The organism is uncultured Cellulomonas sp., assembly GCF_947494015.1.
GTDB lineage: Bacteria > Actinomycetota > Actinomycetes > Actinomycetales > Cellulomonadaceae > Pengzhenrongella.
In genome coordinates this window covers 361,125-380,586 of sequence record NZ_CANLTL010000002.1, presented here as the reverse complement: position 1 = coordinate 380,586, position 19,462 = coordinate 361,125, and the positions used below count along the sequence as shown (strand labels likewise).

15 protein-coding genes and 1 tRNA gene are annotated in these 19,462 nt (G+C 70.8%); 12 read left to right on the top strand and 4 right to left on the bottom strand.

The genetic code is table 11. The features are described 5' to 3' along the window. Positions 1–8: 8 nt before the first annotated feature. The 4 genes from Q0840_RS03570 to Q0840_RS03555 form a co-directional block, all read right to left on the bottom strand. Positions 9–428 carry a GntR family transcriptional regulator gene (locus Q0840_RS03570; protein WP_298456486.1) on the bottom strand — a complete coding sequence of 140 codons (420 nt, stop codon included), beginning with the start codon at positions 426–428 and terminating at the stop codon, positions 9–11. Continuing rightward, positions 425–1,360, bottom strand: coding sequence for a hypothetical protein (locus tag Q0840_RS03565; protein ID WP_298456483.1), 936 nt, complete (start codon positions 1,358–1,360; stop codon positions 425–427). The genes Q0840_RS03570 and Q0840_RS03565 overlap by 4 nt, the downstream gene beginning before the upstream one ends. 81 nt (positions 1,361–1,441) lie before the next feature. Beyond that, the gene (locus Q0840_RS03560) at positions 1,442–2,470 is read right to left on the bottom strand and encodes an adenosine deaminase (RefSeq protein WP_298456480.1); all 1,029 of its coding nucleotides are present in this window, start codon (positions 2,468–2,470) and stop codon (positions 1,442–1,444) included. A 29-nt stretch (positions 2,471–2,499) separates the two neighbouring features. Next, on the bottom strand, positions 2,500–3,735 hold the full coding sequence (locus tag Q0840_RS03555; protein ID WP_298456476.1) for a pyridoxal phosphate-dependent aminotransferase: 1,236 nt from the start codon (positions 3,733–3,735) through the stop codon (positions 2,500–2,502). Positions 3,736–3,887: 152 nt separating this feature from the next. Between Q0840_RS03555 and Q0840_RS03550 the strand changes: the two genes are divergently transcribed. The 12 genes from Q0840_RS03550 to fusA all read left to right on the top strand — a co-directional run bounded on the left by Q0840_RS03550 (position 3,888) and on the right by fusA (position 19,443). Further along, positions 3,888–3,960, top strand: a tRNA-Trp gene (locus tag Q0840_RS03550). 123 nt (positions 3,961–4,083) lie between these two features. Continuing rightward, entirely contained in the window at positions 4,084–4,374 is a 291-nt protein-coding gene (gene secE, locus Q0840_RS03545; RefSeq protein WP_298456473.1) for a preprotein translocase subunit SecE, read from the top strand. 93 nt (positions 4,375–4,467) lie between these two features. Next, entirely contained in the window at positions 4,468–5,337 is an 870-nt protein-coding gene (gene nusG, locus Q0840_RS03540) for a transcription termination/antitermination protein NusG (RefSeq protein ID WP_298456470.1), read from the top strand. A 74-nt stretch (positions 5,338–5,411) separates the two neighbouring features. Beyond that, positions 5,412–5,843 (top strand): 50S ribosomal protein L11, encoded by a 432-nt coding sequence (rplK, locus tag Q0840_RS03535; protein WP_298456465.1) that lies wholly within the window; start codon positions 5,412–5,414, stop codon positions 5,841–5,843. A 172-nt stretch (positions 5,844–6,015) separates the two neighbouring features. Continuing rightward, positions 6,016–6,738, top strand: a complete 723-nt coding sequence (gene rplA / locus Q0840_RS03530) for a 50S ribosomal protein L1 (RefSeq protein WP_298456462.1) — start codon at positions 6,016–6,018, stop codon at positions 6,736–6,738. Positions 6,739–7,082: 344 nt separating this feature from the next. Then, positions 7,083–7,613, top strand: a complete 531-nt coding sequence (gene rplJ / locus Q0840_RS03525; protein WP_298456458.1) for a 50S ribosomal protein L10 — start codon at positions 7,083–7,085, stop codon at positions 7,611–7,613. An 85-nt stretch (positions 7,614–7,698) separates the two neighbouring features. Then, the gene (rplL, locus tag Q0840_RS03520) at positions 7,699–8,091 is read left to right on the top strand and encodes a 50S ribosomal protein L7/L12 (protein WP_298456456.1); all 393 of its coding nucleotides are present in this window, start codon (positions 7,699–7,701) and stop codon (positions 8,089–8,091) included. 385 nt (positions 8,092–8,476) lie between these two features. Then, positions 8,477–11,983 carry a DNA-directed RNA polymerase subunit beta gene (gene rpoB, locus Q0840_RS03515; protein ID WP_298456453.1) on the top strand — a complete coding sequence of 1,169 codons (3,507 nt, stop codon included), beginning with the start codon at positions 8,477–8,479 and terminating at the stop codon, positions 11,981–11,983. 123 nt (positions 11,984–12,106) lie between these two features. Then, positions 12,107–15,988 (top strand): DNA-directed RNA polymerase subunit beta', encoded by a 3,882-nt coding sequence (locus tag Q0840_RS03510; protein ID WP_298456450.1) that lies wholly within the window; start codon positions 12,107–12,109, stop codon positions 15,986–15,988. A gap of 408 nt (positions 15,989–16,396) precedes the next feature. Next, a complete protein-coding gene (rpsL, locus tag Q0840_RS03505) occupies positions 16,397–16,771 on the top strand; it encodes a 30S ribosomal protein S12 (RefSeq protein ID WP_298456448.1) in 375 nt (124 codons plus the stop codon). Next, positions 16,771–17,241 carry a 30S ribosomal protein S7 gene (gene rpsG / locus Q0840_RS03500; protein WP_146899618.1) on the top strand — a complete coding sequence of 157 codons (471 nt, stop codon included), beginning with the start codon at positions 16,771–16,773 and terminating at the stop codon, positions 17,239–17,241. The genes rpsL and rpsG overlap by 1 nt, the downstream gene beginning before the upstream one ends. Before the next feature lie 99 nt (positions 17,242–17,340). Beyond that, positions 17,341–19,443, top strand: a complete 2,103-nt coding sequence (fusA, locus tag Q0840_RS03495; RefSeq protein WP_298456443.1) for an elongation factor G — start codon at positions 17,341–17,343, stop codon at positions 19,441–19,443. The last annotated feature ends 19 nt before the right edge of the window (positions 19,444–19,462 follow it).

Genomic DNA, 19,462 nt, shown 5'->3' with positions numbered 1-19,462 from the left:
GGTCCGGGTCAGCCCGCGGCCGGGGCGGCGGCCGACCGGGCGGACGGCCCGCCCGGCAGCGGTGACGGCGCCAGCAGCGCACCACGCACGACGTCGAGCACCTCGGCGTCCGCCAGCCCGGCGGCCCGCGCCTGGCTGACCAGCGCGTGCGCCGCGCGGGTGACGGCGTCGTCGGTCGCCGCCCGGCCGTCCGCGACGACGGTCCCGGTCCGCCGCCGGGTGGTCACCACGCCCGTGGCCTCCAGCTCGCGGTAGGCGCGGGCGACGGTGCCGGCCGCCACGCCCAGGTCGCCGGCCAGCGCCCGGATCGTCGGCAGCCGGTCGCCGGCACGCAGCCGCCCGGCGGCGACGTGCGCCAGCACCTGCGAGCGGACCTGCTCGAAGGGCGGCACCCCCGAGGCCAGGTCCACCTCCAGCTGGAGGGTCACGCCGGCATCCGATCCAGCCCGGCGGCGACGACCGGTGCCTGCTCGCCGACGGCACGCCCCGGGACGAGCGCGACCACGAGGCCGGCCACCCCGACGGCCGCGCCGAGCAGCATCGCCGCCGTGCCCAGGTGGTGCACGGGCAGCAGGCGGCTCGTCAGGCCGTCCGCGGCGAACTCGGTCCCGACCCCGTGCATCGCCATGCCGGCCACGAGCAGGACACCGGCCGCGGTCCACGCGAGCACGAGCTGCGCGCCACGCAGCGCGCGGTGCGCGGACAGGCGCCGCAGCGCGAGATCCCACGGCAGGTCGGCGTCGGAGACGACCGGGCGTCGCGCGACCAGCCGGAGCACCCCCTCGGACGCGACCAGCACGACCGCCACCGCCACGAGCAGCGGCACCCCGTAGAACCACCCGGGGAACGGGCTCGCGCTCGCCGACCCCAGGTCCCACTGCCGGGTCAGCGCCCGGCCGCCGTCGGCGACGAGGCCGCACGCGACCAGGGTGACGACCAGTACCACCGCCCACGCCCAGGTGAGGCGGCGCAGCCGACGCGGTGCGACGTCGGCCACCGTCCGGCGCACCAGAGGCGCGCGGCGCAGCGTGCCCGACGGGCGCGGCCAGGTCGCCTCGCCGACCGCCTGGACGGCGCAGAAGCCGACGCCGGCGGCCGCCGGGACCAGCCCGAGGAGAACCCCCTGCACGAGGCTGGCCGGCAGTGCGGCGACCAGCGTCGGTCCTGTCGCCACGGCCAGCACGAGGACGGCGAGCGCCAGGGCGTGCACCACGGCGGCGTGCCGTCGCGCGGCCTGGGCGGCACGGGACGGCGGTGGCGCCGGAGCGCGGACGCCGGCGACCGCGACGACGACGAGCACCACCAGTCCGACCAGGGCCGTCAGCCCGAGGAGCAGGACGAGAATGCCGGGACCTGCCATGGCGGACCTCCGCGGTGAATCAATGTATCGAGTGATTGATACAGTGACGGTGCGCGGGGCGGACGTCAACCCCCCTCGGCGTCAGGGCGCCGGGACGGCGGCCAGCCACTCGTCCACCGCGGCCAGCATCCGGCGCCGGCTGGCCGGCGAGGCCAGGCACGCGCGGATGGACGCGCGCGCGAGGTCGGCGAGCTCGGGGTCGCTGAACCCGTGCACCGCCCGCGCCGCCTCGTACTGCGCGACGAGGCGGGACCCGAAGAGCAGCGGGTCGTCGGCGCCGAGCGCCACCGTCGCCCCGGCGTCCACGAGCGCGCGCAGCGGGACCAGCGACGGGTCGGCGAACACCCCGAGGGAGACGTTCGACGCGGGGCACAGCTCGAGCGCGACGCCGTCGTCCACCAGGCGGCCGAGCAGGTACGGGTCCTCGGCCGCGCGCACGCCGTGCCCCAGCCGGTCCGGGCGCAGGTGCTCCAGGACCTCCTCGACGTGCCGGGCGCCGAGCAGCTCGCCGCCGTGCGGCACCGACGCGAGCCCGGCCGCCCGCGCGATGGCGAAGGCGGGGGCGAAGTCCGCGGTGTCCCCGCGTCGCTCGTCGTTGCTCAGGCCGAACCCGACGACCTCACCCGGGCCGTGCCCCGCGTGCCGAGCGGCCAGCCGCGCGAGCGTGCGGGCCTCGAGCGGGTGGCGCATCCGGGACGAGGCCACGATCACGGCGACCTCGACCCCGGTGGCGCCCGTCGCCTCCCGGGCGGCGTCCAGCACGATCTCCAGGGCGGGGGTCACGCCGCCGACGAACGGCGCGTAGGACGTCGGGTCCACCTGGATCTCCAGCCGGTGGGAGCCCTCGGCGGCGTCGTCCTGGGCCGCCTCGTGGACGATCCGGCGCATCGCGGCCTCGGACCGCACGCACGCACGGGCGGCGTCGTACAGGCGCTGGAACCGGAACCAGCCGCGGTCGCCCGGCGGGAGGTCGAGCGGGTCGCCGTCCAGCAGCGCCGCGGGCACGCGCACCCCCGCGGCGTCCGCGAGCTCGGCGAGGGTCGAGGTGCGCAGGGAGCCGGTGAAGTGCAGGTGCAGGTGCGCCTTGGGGAGCAGGGCCAGGTCGCGCACGGCGGCCGGTGTGCCGGCCCGGTCGACCGTCAGGACGCCTCGGCCAGCAGCCGCTGGATGCGTCCGACACCCTCGGCCAGGTCGTCGTCCCCGAGCGCGTAGGACAGCCGCAGGAACCCGCTCGGCCCGAACGCCTCGCCGGGCACGACGGCGACCTCGGCGTGCTCGAGGATCACCGCCGCCAGGTCCGCCGACGTCGTGACGGTGGTGCCGCGGACCGTCCGGCCCAGCAGCCCCTCCACGCTCGGGTAGGCGTAGAACGCCCCCTGCGGGGTCGGGCACACGACGCCGTCGATCGCCGACAGCATCTGGACCATGGTCCGCCGTCGACGGTCGAACGCGGTCCGCATCGCGTCGACCGCGGACAGGTCACCGGTCAGCGCCGCGATCGCCGCGCGCTGCGACACGTTGGCCACGTTGGAGGTCAGGTGAGACTGCAGGTTGGTCGCCGCCTTGGTGACGTCGGCGGGGGAGATCATCCAGCCGACCCGCCACCCGGTCATCGCGTAGGTCTTCGCGACCCCGTTGAGCACGATCGTGGTGTCCGCCAGCTCGGGAACGGCGCGCACGATCGGGGTGAACTGCGCGTCGTCGTAGGTCAGGTGCTCGTAGATCTCGTCGGTCAGGACCCAGATCCCGTGCTCGTGCGCCCAGCGGCCGATCTCGGCCGTCTGCTCGGGGGAGTACACGGCACCGGTCGGGTTGGACGGCGAGCAGAACAGCAGCGCCTTCGTGCGGTCGGTGCGCGCGGCCTCGAGCTGCTCGACGGTGACGAGGTAGCCCTGGTCGACACCCGCGAAGACCTCCACCGGTACGCCGCCGGCCAGCCGGATGGCCTCGGGGTACGTCGTCCAGTACGGGGCCGGGAGCAGCACCTCGTCGCCCGGGTCCACGACGGCGGCGAAGGCCTGGTACACCGCCTGCTTGCCGCCGTTGGTCACCAGCACCTGACCGGGGGACACCTCGTACCCGGAGTCGCGCAGGGTCTTGGCGGCGATCGCCTCGCGCAGCGCGGGCAGGCCGGCGGCCGGGGAGTACCGGTGGTTGGCGGGGTCGCGCGTCGCCGCGGCCGCCGCCTCGACGATGTAGTCCGGCGTCGGGAAGTCCGGCTCGCCGGCGCCGAACCCGATCACGGGACGTCCGGCGGCCTTGAGGGCCTTGGCCTTCGCGTCGACCGCGAGCGTCGCGGACTCGGCGATGGCGGCCAGGCGGGCGGAGACCCGCGGGCGGTCGGCGGACGGGGTGGCGGGTGTGGTGGCGGTCACGCCGCCCATCTTGGCACGCGACGGGGTTCGACCCGTGGGTCGGTCTCGCGTACAGTGCTTCCTCGGTGGTTGACGTCCGCCATGATCGGTCGTGCCCACCGGGGCGGTATCCTGGGTGCTCGACCGGCCGGACGGCGTGGCTCGGTCACCGAAGGGCAGTGGCGCAATTGGTAGCGCACCGGTCTCCAAAACCGGCGGTTGCGAGTTCGAGTCTCGCCTGCCCTGCGCACGCGGCAACCCGGTCGGCCCCAGGTCGGTCGGGTTGCCTCCACGCCAGTCAGGCACCGAGAGGTGGCCGGCCCGGCGCCGGCGCTGGGCCTGACCACCACGAGACGTAGGGACTGATCTGTGAGCGAATCCGCACCCGCTGCGGCGTCGGGCGCCGGCGGCGCTGCCGCCGACGGTGCGCACGCGGTCCGCAGCGCACCGCAGGGGGACGGCCGCGGCGGCCTGTTCGCCCGGATCGCGCTGTTCCTGCGCCAGGTCGTCGCCGAGCTCAAGAAGGTCGTGCGGCCGACGCGGTCGGAGCTGTTCACCTACACGTCCGTCGTCCTGGTGTTCGTGGTGGTGGTGATGGCCTTCGTGACGGCGATCGACTTCGTCATCGGCCAGGTCACGCTGTGGGTCTTCGGCAGCTAGCCGCCACCGCCGGCGGGTGTCCGCCGTGGGGGCCGGTCGAGGACCGGCCCGCGTGTCCATGATCGAAGGTCTTCGAGGAAAGCAGGTCACGACGTGTCCCAGGAGTCGCAGGAGCAGAGCGCCGGCACCCCCGCCGAGGCGGAGCTCGAGGACGCCCTCACCTCGATCGGTGCCGTCGAGTCCGCCCACACCACCGACGAGATCGAGCCCGCCGACGAGACGTCCGGCGACCTCGCCGCGGCGGACGACGCCCCGGTCGAGGACGACGCCCCGGTCGAGGACGACGCCCCGGTCGAGGACGACGCCCCGGCGGGCGACGACGCCCCGGCCGAGGACGCCGCGCCGGTCGTCGCCGAGGAGCCGGCCGAGCTCGACCCGGTCGACGAGTTCAAGAAGGACCTGCGCCGCCAGCCCGGTGACTGGTACGTCATCCACTCCTACGCGGGCTACGAGAACCGGGTGAAGACCAACCTGGAGAACCGCATCCAGAGCCTGAACATGGAGGACTACATCCACCAGGTGGAGGTCCCCATGGAGGAGGTCACGGAGATCAAGAACGCGCAGCGCAAGGTCGTGCGCCGCGTCCGGATCCCTGGGTACGTCCTGGTTCGCATGGACCTCACCGACGAGTCGTGGGGTGCGGTGCGGCACACGCCCGGCGTCACGGGCTTCGTCGGCCACACGCACCAGCCGGTGCCGCTGACCCTGGACGAGGTCTTCTCGATGCTCGCGCCGACGCTGGCCCCCAAGGCCCCGGCCGCCGGCACCCAGAAGCCCGCCGCCGAGATCAAGGTCGACTTCACCGTCGGGGAGTCGGTCACCGTCACCGACGGCCCGTTCGACACCCTGCCGGCGTCGATCTCCGAGATCAACGCCGAGAGCCAGAAGCTCAAGGTGCTCGTCTCCATCTTCGGCCGGGAGACCCCGGTCGAGCTGTCGTTCAGCCAGGTCGCCAAGATCTGACCTGCGCCGGACCGGCTGCACTGCAACCGGGTCATCGCCCACGGCGTCGGCCCACGACACGAACGGAAGGCATCATGCCCCCCAAGAAGAAGGTCACCGGCCTGATCAAGCTCCAGATCAAGGCCGGCGCCGCCACCCCGGCGCCGCCGATCGGTCCGGCGCTGGGTCAGCACGGCGTCAACATCATGGAGTTCTGCAAGGCGTACAACGCGGCCACCGAGGCGCAGCGCGGCAACGTCATCCCGGTCGAGATCACGGTGTACGAGGACCGCTCGTTCACCTTCATCACCAAGACGCCGCCGGCCGCCGAGCTGATCAAGAAGGCCGCCGGGGTCGCCAAGGGCTCCCCGACGCCGCACACCGTCAAGGTGGCGACGCTGTCGGCCGACCAGGTCCGCGAGATCGCCACCACGAAGCTCGAGGACCTCAACGCCAACGACCTTGCGGCCGCCGAGAAGATCATCGCCGGCACCGCGCGCTCGATGGGCATCAAGGTCGAGGGCTGACCCCCACGACCGCACGGGCCGGGCGGCGACGCCCGGCCCCGCAGGGACCCGGCCCGCGTCCGCGTGGACCGGCGCAGGACGGCGTCGGGCACGGGCCCGGCGCCGAGAACGTCAGTGGGAGGGCCACGCGCTGGCCCACGACCACGACTGCCGATTCGAGGAGTGAGAGCAGATGACCAAGCGCAGCAAGGCCTACGTGGCCGCCGCCGAGAAGATCGAGAAGGACCGCCTGTACGCGCCGCTGGAGGCCATCCGGCTGGCGAAGGAGACCTCGGTCGCCAAGTTCGACGCCACCGTCGAGGTCGCCTTCCGGCTCGGGGTCGACCCCCGCAAGGCGGACCAGATGGTCCGCGGCACCGTCAACCTGCCGCACGGCACCGGCAAGACCGCGCGCGTGCTGGTCTTCGCGACCGGTGAGCGTGCCGAGCAGGCGCGGGCGGCCGGCGCCGACGAGGTCGGCGGCGACGAGCTCATCGAGAAGGTCGCGGGCGGCTACACCGACTTCGACTCCGCCGTCGCGACGCCGGACCTCATGGGCAAGGTCGGTCGCCTGGGCAAGGTGCTCGGCCCGCGCGGGCTCATGCCCAACCCGAAGACCGGCACCGTGACGATGGACGTGGCCAAGGCCGTGTCCGACATCAAGGGCGGGAAGATCGAGTTCCGCGTCGACAAGCACTCCAACCTGCACTTCATCATCGGCAAGGCCTCGTTCGACGACGTCCAGCTCGTCGAGAACTACGCGGCCGCGCTCGACGAGGTGCTGCGTCTGAAGCCGTCGGCGTCCAAGGGGCGCTACATCACCAAGGCCGTCGTCACCACGACGAACGGTCCCGGGATCCTGCTCGACCAGAGCAAGACCCGCAACCTCACCGAGGAGGACGCGGACGCCGCCTGACGTCCCGTCATCTGAGGCCCGCGGGGCCCGGCAGCCGATCGGCCGCCGGGCCCCGCGGTCGTCCCGGGGGCCGTCGTCCGTGCGCGCCGCGGCTCGGTGCCCGACGGCGATTTGGTGCCCGGCCAACCGTCCCGTACAGTCATCCACGCCCAAGACCGCCGGTCGTCGGCTGCGCTCCTGCGGAGCGCGGCTCACCGAAGTCCCGCAGCAGCGGAGGCCAGCGCAGGTGAGAGTCTCGTCGCCGGACCGTGTCCGGTGAGCATCCGAGCCCCGCGCCTGCGCGGGGCTCTTGTCGTTCCGGGGCCGAGGTGGCGAGCGGTGGCACCACCATCGGAAGGATTGCCATGGCGAGGCCGGACAAGGCAGCCGCAGTCGCAGCGCTCACGGACCAGTTCCGCGAGTCCAACGCGGCCGTGCTGACCGAGTACCGCGGGCTCACTGTCGCCCAGCTCAAGCAGCTGCGGCGCACGCTCAGCGGCAACGCAACCTACGCCGTGGTGAAGAACACGCTGACCTCCATCGCGGCCAAGGAGGCAGGTGTCGCCGTCGACGACGCGCACCTCGCCGGCCCGTCCGCGATCGCCTTCGTGACCGGTGACCCGGTCGAGGCGGCCAAGGGTCTGCGTGACTTCGCCAGGGCGAACCCCGCGCTGGTCATCAAGGGGGGCGTCCTCGAAGGCCGCGCCCTGACCGCCGAGGACATCACCAAGCTCGCGGACCTCGAGTCCCGTGAGGTCCTGCTGGCCAAGACGGCCGGCATGCTCAAGGCGACGCTGTTCCAGGCGGCGTACCTGTTCACGGCGCCCGCGGCTCAGGCCGTGCGCACCGTCGAGGCGCTGCGCGAGAAGCAGGCCTCTGCCGAGACCGCTGCCTGAGCCGACCCGGCTCCCAGCACCCCCCCACCCCACTCCGGGGCGTGACCGACCGGTCGTGCCTGGACAGAACGGAAGGAACGCCATCATGGCGAAGCTCAGCACCGACGAGCTCATCAGCGCTTTCAAGGAGCTCACCCTCATCGAGCTCTCCGAGTTCGTGAAGGCCTTCGAGGAGACCTTCGAGGTCACCGCTGCCGCGCCGGTCGCGGCCGCGGCTGCCCCGGCCGCCGGAGGCGGCGCCGCCGACGCGCCCGCCGAGGAGGAGAAGTCGGAGTTCGACGTCGTCCTCGAGGCCGCCGGTGACAAGAAGATCCAGGTCATCAAGGAGGTGCGCGCCCTGACGAGCCTCGGCCTGAAGGAGGCCAAGGACCTCGTCGACGGCGCCCCGAAGGCCGTCCTGGAGGGCGTCAACAAGGAGGCCGCGGACAAGGCCGTCGCCGCGCTCGAGGGCGCCGGCGCCACCGTCTCGGTCAAGTGATCCCGCGCCCCTGACGGGGCGCCGGCTCACCGCCCCGCACGGGGCAGTGGTTCACGAGGCCCGCACCGCTCGTCGGTGCGGGCCTCGCTGCGTCCGGGGTGGCCCCCCGCCGGGCGCGGCCGGTCGGGTGCTGCCGGTGTGTCCTGGGCCACGTGGCGGGGCAGGGTACGCCGACCGGGTCGCCGTGCCAAGTCGCACTGGGCTGGATGGTGGACAGTGCTCGCGGGGTGGGCTAGGCTAGCGCTTTGCGTTGGCCTGTGCCCGCGACTCCGTATAACCCAGGACCGATCAGCCCCGCACGTGCGGCGCGGATGGGCCTGCGGCCGGGGGGTCGCGAACCGCCGGGCGGCGCAGCGTGCACACGATCCGCAGGGAAGGACCCCTCTTGGCTGCCTCGCGCACCCCTTCTGCTCCGTCCGCCGACGCTATCGCAAATCGCACCGCGTCTCGCCGTATCTCCTTCGCCAAGATCCACGAGCCGCTCGAGGTCCCCGACCTCCTCGGCCTGCAGACCGAGAACTTCGACTGGCTGCTCGGCAACGAGAAGTGGCAGGCCCGCGTGGCCGCTGCCGTCGAGGCGGGCCGGACCGACGTGCCCGAGACCGCCGGCCTGGAGGAGATCTTCGAGGAGATCTCCCCGATCGAGGACTTCGGCGGCACCATGTCGCTGTCCTTCCGCGAGCACCGCTTCGAGCCGCCGAAGTACACGGCCGAGGAGTGCAAGGAGAAGGACTTCACCTACGCCGCGCCGCTGTTCGTGACGGCCGAGTTCGTCAACTACACGACCGGCGAGATCAAGAGCCAGACCGTCTTCATGGGGGACTTCCCCCTGATGACCGAGCGCGGCACGTTCATCATCAACGGCACCGAGCGCGTCGTCGTCTCCCAGCTGGTCCGGTCCCCGGGCGTGTACTTCGAGCGGGTGGCCGACAAGACGTCCGACAAGGACATCTTCACCGCCAAGATCATCCCCAGCCGCGGCGCGTGGCTCGAGTTCGAGATCGACAAGCGTGACGCCGTCGGCGTGCGCGTGGACCGCAAGCGCAAGCAGTCGGTCACCGTGCTGCTCAAGGCGCTCGGGCTGACCGAGTCCCAGATCCGCGAGGAGTTCGCGGCCTTCCCGGCCGTGATCGACACCCTCGAGAAGGACCACGTCACCACTGAGGACGAGGCCCTGCTCGACCTGTACCGCAAGATCCGCCCGGGCGAGCCGCCCACGGTCGAGGCCGGTCGCGCGCTGCTGGAGAACTTCTACTTCAACCCCAAGCGCTACGACCTCGCCAAGGTCGGCCGCTACAAGGTGAACAAGAAGCTCGGCATCGATGCCCCGCTCGGTGAGAGCGTGCTGTCCGTCTCCGACATCGTCGCGACGATCAAGTACATGGCCGCGCTGCACGCCGACGTCGCCACCATCCCCGGCAACCGGGGCGGGGAGAGCGTCGAGGTCCGCGTCGAGACCGACGACATCGACCACTTCGGCAACCGCCGCATCCGTGCGGTCGGCGAGCTCATCCAGAACCAGGTCCGCACCGGCCTGTCCCGGATGGAGCGCGTCGTGCGCGAGCGCATGACGACGCAGGACGTCGAGGCGATCACGCCGCAGACCTTGATCAACATCCGCCCCGTGGTGGCGTCGATCAAGGAGTTCTTCGGCACCTCCCAGCTGTCGCAGTTCATGGACCAGAACAACCCGCTCGCAGGCCTGACGCACAAGCGTCGCCTGTCCGCGCTCGGCCCCGGTGGTCTGTCCCGTGACCGCGCCGGCATGGAGGTCCGCGACGTCCACCACTCGCACTACGGCCGCATGTGCCCGATCGAGACCCCCGAGGGTCCGAACATCGGCCTCATCGGCTCGCTCGCCACGTACGGGCGGATCAACCCGTTCGGCTTCGTCGAGACCCCCTACCGCAAGGTCGAGCACGGCCTGGTCACCGAGGACGTGCACTACCTCACGGCCGACGACGAGGACCGCTACGTCATCGCGCAGGCGAACGCGCAGCTCGACGAGAACGGCCGCTTCGCCGAGGACCGCGTGCTGGTCCGCACCAAGGGCGGCGAGGTCGACCTCATCCCCGGCGTGGACGTCGACTACATGGACGTCTCGCCGCGGCAGATGGTGTCGGTCGCGACCGCCCTGATCCCGTTCCTCGAGCACGACGACGCCAACCGTGCGCTCATGGGCGCGAACATGCAGCGCCAGGCGGTGCCGCTGGTCCGCTCGGAGGCGCCGCTGGTCGGGACCGGCATGGAGCGGCGCGCGGCGGTCGACGCCGGCGACGTCATCGTGGCCACCAAGCCCGGTGTCGTCACCGAGGTCTCCGCCGACCTGATCACGGTCAGCAACGACGACGCCACGACGACGTCGTACCGCGTCGCGAAGTTCCGCCGCTCCAACCAGGGCACGTCCTACAACCAGCGCGTGCTGGTCGACGAGGGCGCCCGGGTCGAGCCCGGCTCGGTGCTCGCCGACGGCCCCGCGACGGACGAGGGCGAGCTCGCGCTCGGCCGCAACCTCCTCGTGGCGTTCATGTCGTGGGAGGGCCACAACTACGAGGACGCGATCATCCTGTCCCAGCGCCTCGTGCAGGACGACGTCCTGTCCTCGATCCACATCGAGGAGCACGAGGTGGACGCCCGCGACACCAAGCTCGGGCCGGAGGAGATCACCCGGGACATCCCGAACGTCTCCGAGGAGGTCCTGGCGGACCTCGACGAGCGCGGGATCATCCGCATCGGTGCCGAGGTCGCAGCCGGCGACATCCTGGTCGGGAAGGTCACGCCCAAGGGCGAGACCGAGCTGACCCCGGAGGAGCGGCTGCTGCGCGCGATCTTCGGCGAGAAGGCGCGCGAGGTCCGCGACACCTCGCTCAAGGTCCCGCACGGCGAGTCCGGCACGGTGATCGAGGTCCGCACGTTCAACCGCGAGGACGGCGACGAGCTGCCCGCCGGCGTGAACGAGCTGGTCCGCGTGTACATCGCGCAGCGGCGCAAGATTACCGACGGCGACAAGCTCGCCGGCCGCCACGGCAACAAGGGCGTCATCTCCAAGATCCTCCCGGTCGAGGACATGCCCTTCCTGCCCGACGGCACCGCGGTCGACGTCGTGCTCAACCCGCTCGGCGTGCCCGGTCGCATGAACGTCGGCCAGGTGCTCGAGACGCACCTCGGCTGGGTCGCCAAGCAGGGCTGGGACATCGAGCTCGCCGACGCCTCGGCGTCGTGGGTCAAGGACGTGCCGTCCGCCGCCGAGCGCAGCGAGCCGGGCAACCCGGTCGCCACCCCGGTGTTCGACGGCGTCCCCGAGGAGGTCCTCACCGGCCTGCTCGACGCGACGCACCCGAACCGCGACGGGGACCGCATGGTCGACGGCAGCGGCAAGGCCCGGCTCTTCGACGGTCGCTCGGGGGAGCCGTTCCCGGACCCGGTCGCGGTCGGCTACATGTACATCCTCAAGCTGCACCACCTGGTCGACGACAAGATCCACGCCCGCTCGACCGGCCCGTACTCGATGATCACGCAGCAGCCGCTGGGTGGTAAGGCGCAGTTCGGCGGGCAGCGGTTCGGCGAGATGGAGGTGTGGGCCCTGGAGGCGTACGGCGCCGCCTACACCCTGCAGGAGCTCCTGACCATCAAGTCCGACGACGTCCCCGGCCGCGTCAAGGTGTACGAGGCGATCGTCAAGGGCGAGAACATCCCCGACTCGGGAATCCCGGAGTCGTTCAAGGTGCTTCTCAAGGAGATGCAGTCGCTGTGCCTGAACGTCGAGGTGCTCTCCTCGGACGGCGTCTCCATCGACATGAAGGAGAGCGACGACGAGGTCTACCGCGCCGCCGAGGAGCTGGGCATCGACCTGTCGCGCCGCCCGAACGCCAGCAGCATCGAAGAGATCTGACGTCGCGCCCCCCGGGCCGGTGCCGCTGCGGCGGGTCCGGCCCGGGGGCCGACACCCCTGAATGAGAAGTTCCTCCATCCTGGCCGGTCCCTGCGACCGGCAAGCGAAGAGAGTAGGACCCCCTTGCTCGACGTCAACGTCTTCGATGAGCTGCGTATCGGACTCGCCACGGCTGAGGACATCCGCGCCTGGTCGCACGGCGAGGTCAAGAAGCCCGAGACCATCAACTACCGCACCCTCAAGCCGGAGAAGGACGGGCTCTTCTGCGAGAAGATCTTCGGCCCCACCCGGGACTGGGAGTGCTACTGCGGCAAGTACAAGCGCGTGCGCTTCAAGGGCATCATCTGCGAGCGCTGCGGCGTCGAGGTGACCCGCTCCAAGGTGCGCCGTGAGCGGATGGGCCACATCGAGCTCGCCGCCCCGGTCACCCACATCTGGTTCTTCAAGGGCGTACCCTCGCGCCTGGGGTACCTGCTGGACCTCGCGCCGAAGGACCTCGAGAAGGTCATCTACTTCGCGGCGTACATGATCACGTCGGTCGACGAGGCCGGCCGTGCCGAGGATCTGCCCAACCTCCAGAACGAGATCGACCTGGAGAAGAAGGAGATCGCGGACCGCCGCGACAACGAGATCAACGCCCGCGCGCAGAAGCTCGAGGCCGACCTGGCCGAGCTCGAGGCCGAGGGTGCCCGCTCGGACGCTCGCCGCAAGGTGCGCGACTCGGCCGAGCGCGAGATGGCGCAGATCCGCAAGCGCTCGGACGCCGAGCTCGAGCGCCTGGAGACCGTCTGGGACCGCTTCAAGAACCTCAAGGTCGCCGACCTCGAGGGCGACGAGATGCTCTACCGCCAGCTCACGGACCGGTACGGCAACTACTTCGAGGGCTCGATGGGCGCCTCGGCCATCCAGAAGCGCTTGCAGGCGTTCGACCTGGACGCCGAGTCGGAGTCGCTGCGCGACACCATCCGCAACGGCAAGGGCCAGCGCAAGACCCGCGCCCTCAAGCGGCTCAAGGTCGTCAACGCGTTCCTCACCACGAGCAACTCGCCCGAGGGCATGGTCCTGGACGCCGTCCCGGTCATCCCGCCGGACCTGCGCCCGATGGTCCAGCTCGACGGTGGCCGCTTCGCCACCTCGGACCTCAACGACCTGTACCGCCGCGTGATCAACCGCAACAACCGGCTCAAGCGCCTGCTCGACCTCGGTGCTCCCGAGATCATCGTGAACAACGAGAAGCGCATGCTCCAGGAGGCCGTCGACGCGCTGTTCGACAACGGCCGCCGTGGACGTCCGGTGACCGGCCCGGGCAACCGGCCGCTGAAGTCGATCTCCGACATGCTCAAGGGCAAGCAGGGGCGGTTCCGCCAGAACCTCCTCGGCAAGCGCGTGGACTACTCGGGCCGTTCGGTCATCGTCGTCGGGCCGCAGCTCAAGCTGCACCAGTGCGGCCTGCCCAAGCAGATGGCGCTCGAGCTCTTCAAGCCGTTCGTCATGAAGCGGCTCGTGGACCTCAACCACGCGCAGAACATCAAGTCGGCCAAGCGCATGGTCGAGCGCGCCCGCCCGGTGGTCTGGGACGTCCTCGAAGAGGTCATCACCGAGCACCCCGTGCTGCTCAACCGTGCCCCCACGCTGCACCGCCTGGGCATCCAGGCCTTCGAGCCGCAGCTGGTCGAGGGCAAGGCGATCCACCTGCACCCGCTCGTCTGCGCCGCCTTCAACGCGGACTTCGACGGCGACCAGATGGCCGTCCACCTGCCGCTGAGCGCGGAGGCGCAGGCCGAGGCCCGCATCCTCATGCTCTCGAGCAACAACATCCTCAAGCCGTCGGACGGCCGGCCGGTGACCATGCCCTCGCAGGACATGATCATCGGGCTGTACCACCTGACGTCCGACCGGCCCGACGAGGACGCGAAGGGCGCCGGGCGGTTCTTCAGCTCGGTGGCCGAGGCGATCATGGCGTTCGACGCCGGTGACCTGGACCTCAACGCGGTCGTGCGGATCCGGCTGGAGGACCTCGTCGCGCCGTCGGCCGGCTTCGACGCGCCGGAGGGGTGGACCGAGGGCGACCCGCTCGTCTTCACCACGACCCTGGGTCGGGCGCTGTTCAACGAGCTGCTCCCGGTCGACTACCCGTACGAGAACGGCGTCGTCGACAAGAAGCGGCTGTCGGTCATCGTCAACGACCTGGCCGAGCGGTACCCGAAGGTCGAGGTCGCCGCGAGCCTGGACGCCCTGAAGGAGGCCGGCTTCCGCTGGGCCACCCGCTCGGGCGTCACGATCGCCATCTCGGACGTCGCGACCCCGGTCGCCAAGGCCGCGATCCTCGAGGAGCACGAGGCGCGCGCCGCGAAGATCCAGGGCCAGTACGAGAAGGGCCTGATCACCGACGACGAGCGCCGCCAGGAGCTCATCGAGATCTGGACGCAGGCGACCGACAAGGTCGCCGAGGCGATGCGGGAGAACTTCCCGGCCCGCAACACCGTGTACCGGATGGTCGGCTCGGGTGCTCGTGGTAACTGGATGCAGGTCCGCCAGATCGCCGGCATGCGCGGCCTCGTGGCGAACCCGAAGGGCGAGATCATCCCGCGCCCGATCAAGTCCAACTACCGCGAGGGCCTGTCGGTCCTGGAGTACTTCATCGCCTCGCACGGTGCCCGCAAGGGTCTGGCGGACACCGCGCTGCGGACCGCCGACTCGGGCTACCTCACCCGCCGGCTGGTGGACGTCTCCCAGGACGTCATCATCCGCGAGGAGGACTGCGGCACCGAGCGCGGCCTGGTCATGCCGGTCGGCGTGGCCGGACCGGACGGCACCCTGCGCCGGCACGACAAGGTCGAGACGAGCGTCTACTCGCGCACGCTGGCGACCGGCGTCGAGGTCGACGGCCGCACGATCGGGGAGTCGGGGGAGGACGTCGGCGACGTGCTCATCGACGCCCTGCTCGAGGCCGGGGTCACCGAGCTCAAGATCCGCTCGGTCCTGACCTGCGAGTCGCGCGTGGGCACCTGCGCCAAGTGCTACGGCCGCTCGCTGGCGACCGGCAAGCTCGTGGACATCGGCGAGGCCGTCGGCATCATCGCGGCCCAGTCGATCGGTGAGCCCGGCACGCAGCTGACGATGCGGACCTTCCACACCGGTGGTGTGGCCTCGGCCGACGACATCACCCAGGGTCTGCCCCGTATCCAGGAGCTGTTCGAGGCGCGTACCCCCAAGGGTGAGGGCCCGATCGCCGAGTTCACCGGCCGGGTCACGATCGACGAGTCCGAGCGGACCCGCCGCATCGTGCTCACCCCGGACGACGGCTCGGAGGAGATCGCCTACCCGATCACCAAGCGGTCGCGGCTGCTGGTCACCGACGGGCAGCACGTCGAGGTCGGCACCCAGCTGGTCCAGGGCGCCGTCGACCCCAAGAAGGTGCTGCGCATCCTCGGCCCGCGGGCCACGCAGAAGCACCTGGTGGACGAGGTGCACCAGGTGTACCGCTCGCAGGGCGTGGACATCCACGACAAGCACATCGAGGTCATCGTGCGGCAGATGCTGCGGCGCGTGACCGTGCTGGACTCGGGCGACACCGACCTGCTGCCGGGCGAGCTGGCCGAGCGCGGCCGGTTCGAGGACGCCAACCGTCGGGCGGTCGCCGAGGGCGGCCAGCCGGCGTCGGGCCGTCCGGAGCTGATGGGCATCACCAAGGCCTCGCTCGCGACCGACTCGTGGCTCTCGGCCGCCTCCTTCCAGGAGACGACCCGGGTGCTGACCGAGGCGGCCATGAGCGGTCGCAGCGACCCGCTGCTGGGCCTGAAGGAGAACGTCATCCTCGGAAAGCTGATCCCGGCGGGGACGGGCCTGGCCCGGTACCGGAACGTCGCGGTCGAGCCGACCGAGGCGGCGAAGGCCGAGCTGTACCCGAGCTTCGGCTACGACGAGATCGACTTCCCCGCCCTGGGCCTCGGCTCGGGCGAGGCGATCCCGCTCGAGGACCTGGACTTCGGCGACTTCCGCTGACCAGTCCTCACCCGGTCCGGCCCCCGGCGCCCGTGCGGCGCCGGGGGCCGGACCACGTCGGGGGCTCGCTGCCGCGGCCCCTGTCAGGCTGGTCACATGCCTTTGACCCGTTCAGGCGGGCCAGGTAATGTGGTCAACCGTGCCCGCGCCGTCGGGCCCTGCGTGCACGCTCCTGGACCGACCGCCTCGGCGGTGCGGTGGAGGGGGCGGCGGACCCACGGTCCGCCGCACACGCACACACCATCTGCTCGCGTGAGTGGCCGGTGTGCCGGAGTCGGGCGACACGCCCGGTTGCGGGGGCGGGGCGGGACTCAAGGCCATCGGGCCGGCCCGGACGGGCCGGCCTCACCGGATCGGACAAGGCTCCGGTCGATCAGAGATCCACACCCGAACAGACACGGAGACGTAGTGCCTACGATCCAGCAGCTGGTCCGCAAGGGCCGGCAGCCCAAGGTGACCAAGTCCAAGACCCCCGCGCTCAAGGGCTCCCCGCAGCGCCGCGGTGTGTGCACCCGCGTCTACACGACCACCCCGAAGAAGCCGAACTCGGCCCTCCGCAAGGTCGCGCGCGTCCGCCTCTCGAGCCAGGTCGAGGTCACCGCCTACATCCCCGGTGTCGGTCACAACCTGCAGGAGCACTCGATCGTGCTCGTGCGCGGTGGCCGTGTGAAGGACCTGCCGGGTGTCCGCTACAAGATCGTCCGCGGCGCGCTCGACACCCAGGGTGTCAAGAACCGCAAGCAGGCTCGCAGCCGCTACGGCGCGAAGAAGGGCAACAGCTGATGCCTCGCAAGGGTCCGGCCCCGAAGCGGCCGCTCATCGTCGACCCGGTCTACGGGTCCCCGGTCGTCACGCAGCTCATCAACAAGGTGCTGCTGGACGGCAAGAAGTCCGTCGCCGAGTCGATCGTCTACGGCGCCCTGGAGGGTGTCCGCGAGAAGACCTCGGGCGACCCCGTCGTCGTCCTCAAGCGCGCGCTGGAGAACGTCCGCCCCGCGCTCGAGGTCCGCTCGCGCCGCGTCGGTGGTGCGACCTACCAGGTGCCCGTCGAGGTCCGCCCCGTGCGGTCCACGACGCTCGCGCTGCGCTGGCTCACCGACTACTCGCGCGCCCGCCGCGAGAAGACGATGACCGAGCGCCTCATGAACGAGATCCTCGACGCGAGCAACGGCCTCGGTGCCGCGGTCAAGCGTCGTGAGGACATGCACAAGATGGCCGAGTCCAACAAGGCCTTCGCGCACTACCGCTGGTAATCCCAGCCTCGCGCCGGGGGACCTCGGCGAGACCCGCTGGGTCACCCCCAGCTGCGCCGGGTCCCTCGGCGCGAACCGACTGCTCAGAAGGGCGACAACGTGGCACTCGACGTGCTGACGGACCTCAACAAGGTCCGCAACATCGGCATCATGGCGCACATCGATGCCGGCAAGACCACCACCACCGAGCGGATCCTGTTCTACACCGGGGTCAACTACAAGATCGGTGAGACGCACGACGGTGCGTCGACGATGGACTGGATGGAGCAGGAGCAGGAGCGCGGCATCACGATCACGTCCGCCGCGACGACCTGCTACTGGAAGAACAACCAGATCAACATCATCGACACCCCGGGCCACGTGGACTTCACGGTCGAGGTCGAGCGCTCCCTGCGGGTGCTCGACGGCGCTGTCGCGGTCTTCGACGGCAAGGAGGGCGTGGAGCCCCAGTCCGAGACGGTGTGGCGCCAGGCGGACAAGTACAACGTCCCGCGCATCTGCTTCGTCAACAAGATGGACAAGCTCGGCGCCGACTTCTACTTCACGGTCAAGACGATCGTCGACCGCCTCAAGGCCAAGCCGCTCCCGATCCAGCTCCCCATCGGTGCCGAGAACGACTTCATCGGCGTCGTGGACCTGATCGAGATGCGCGCGCTGGTCTGGCGTGGCGAGACGGCCATGGGCGAGAAGTACGAGGTCGAGGACATCCCGGCCGACATGCAGGAGCAGGCCGAGGAGTACCGCGCGGCGATCGTCGAGGCCGTGGCCGAGACCGACGACGCCCTGCTGGAGAAGTTCCTCGGCGGCGAGGAGCTGACGATCGCGGAGATCAAGAAGGGCATCCGTGCCCTCGTGCTCTCCGGCGACGCGTTCCCGATCCTGTGCGGCTCGGCGTTCAAGAACAAGGGCGTCCAGCCCATGCTCGACGCCGTCATCGACTACCTGCCGTCCCCGCTGGACGTGCCGGCCGTCGAGGGTCACGCGATCGGCGACGAGGAGACGATCCTGCGCCGCGAGCCGAAGTCGACCGAGCCCTTCTCGGCGCTCGCCTTCAAGGTCGCCTCGCACCCGTTCTTCGGCAAGCTGACGTACGTCCGCGTGTACTCGGGCCAGGTGTCCTCGGGTGCGCAGGTGTACAACGCCACGAAGGACAAGAAGGAGCGCATCGGCAAGCTCTTCCAGATGCACTCCAACAAGGAGAACCCGGTCGAGGACGCCACGGCCGGCCACATCTACGCGTTCATCGGGCTCAAGGACGTCACCACCGGTGACACCCTGTGCGACCCGAACAACAAGATCGTGCTCGAGTCGATGAGCTTCCCGGAGCCCGTCATCACCGTCGCGATCGAGCCGAAGACCAAGGGCGACCAGGAGAAGCTCTCCCTGGCCATCCAGAAGCTCGCCGAGGAGGACCCGACGTTCCGGGTCTCCCTCAACGAGGACACCGGCCAGACCGAGATCGCCGGCATGGGCGAGCTCCACCTGGACATCCTGGTGGACCGCATGCGCCGCGAGTTCAAGGTCGAGGCGAACGTGGGCAAGCCCCAGGTCGCCTACCGCGAGACGATCCGCCGTGCGGTCGAGAAGCTCGACTACACGCACAAGAAGCAGACCGGTGGCTCGGGCCAGTACGCGAAGGTCCAGATGACCTTCGAGCCGCTCGACCCCTCCGAGGGCGAGCTGTACGAGTTCGAGAACAAGGTCACCGGTGGCCGCGTGCCGCGCGAGTACATCCCGTCGGTGGACGCGGGCATCCAGAGCGCGATGAACCTCGGCGTGCTGGCGGGCTTCCCGCTGGTCGGCGTCAAGGCGATCCTGCTCGACGGCGCCGCGCACGACGTCGACTCCTCGGAGATGGCGTTCAAGATCGCCGGCTCGATGATCCTCAAGGAGGCGGTCCGCAAGGCGGACCCCGTCCTGCTGGAGCCGGTCATGGCCGTCGAGGTGCGCACGCCCGAGGAGTACATGGGCGACGTCATCGGCGACCTGAACTCGCGCCGCGGCATGATCCAGGCGATGGAGGACGCGACCGGTGTGAAGGTCATCACCGCTCAGGTCCCGCTGTCGGAGATGTTCGGGTACGTCGGCGACCTGCGGTCCAAGACCCAGGGTCGGGCCGTGTACTCGATGTCCTTCGACAGCTACGCCGAGGTTCCTCGGAACGTCGCCGAGGAGATCATCAAGAAGACCCGGGGCGAGTAGGTCCCACCGGTCGGGAGAC

What these genes read in the sequence shown, in the direction of transcription:
- rpsG (WP_146899618.1), top strand. Translation starts at nt 16,771, where the DNA reads ATGCCTCGCAAGGGTCCGGCCCCGAAGCGGCCGCTCATCGTCGACCCG.
- rplA (WP_298456462.1), top strand. Translation starts at nt 6,016, where the DNA reads ATGACCAAGCGCAGCAAGGCCTACGTGGCCGCCGCCGAGAAGATCGAG.
- Q0840_RS03565 (WP_298456483.1), bottom strand. Translation starts at nt 1,360, where the DNA reads ATGGCAGGTCCCGGCATTCTCGTCCTGCTCCTCGGGCTGACGGCCCTG.
- rplL (WP_298456456.1), top strand. Translation starts at nt 7,699, where the DNA reads ATGGCGAAGCTCAGCACCGACGAGCTCATCAGCGCTTTCAAGGAGCTC.
- rplJ (WP_298456458.1), top strand. Translation starts at nt 7,083, where the DNA reads ATGGCGAGGCCGGACAAGGCAGCCGCAGTCGCAGCGCTCACGGACCAG.
- rplK (WP_298456465.1), top strand. Translation starts at nt 5,412, where the DNA reads ATGCCCCCCAAGAAGAAGGTCACCGGCCTGATCAAGCTCCAGATCAAG.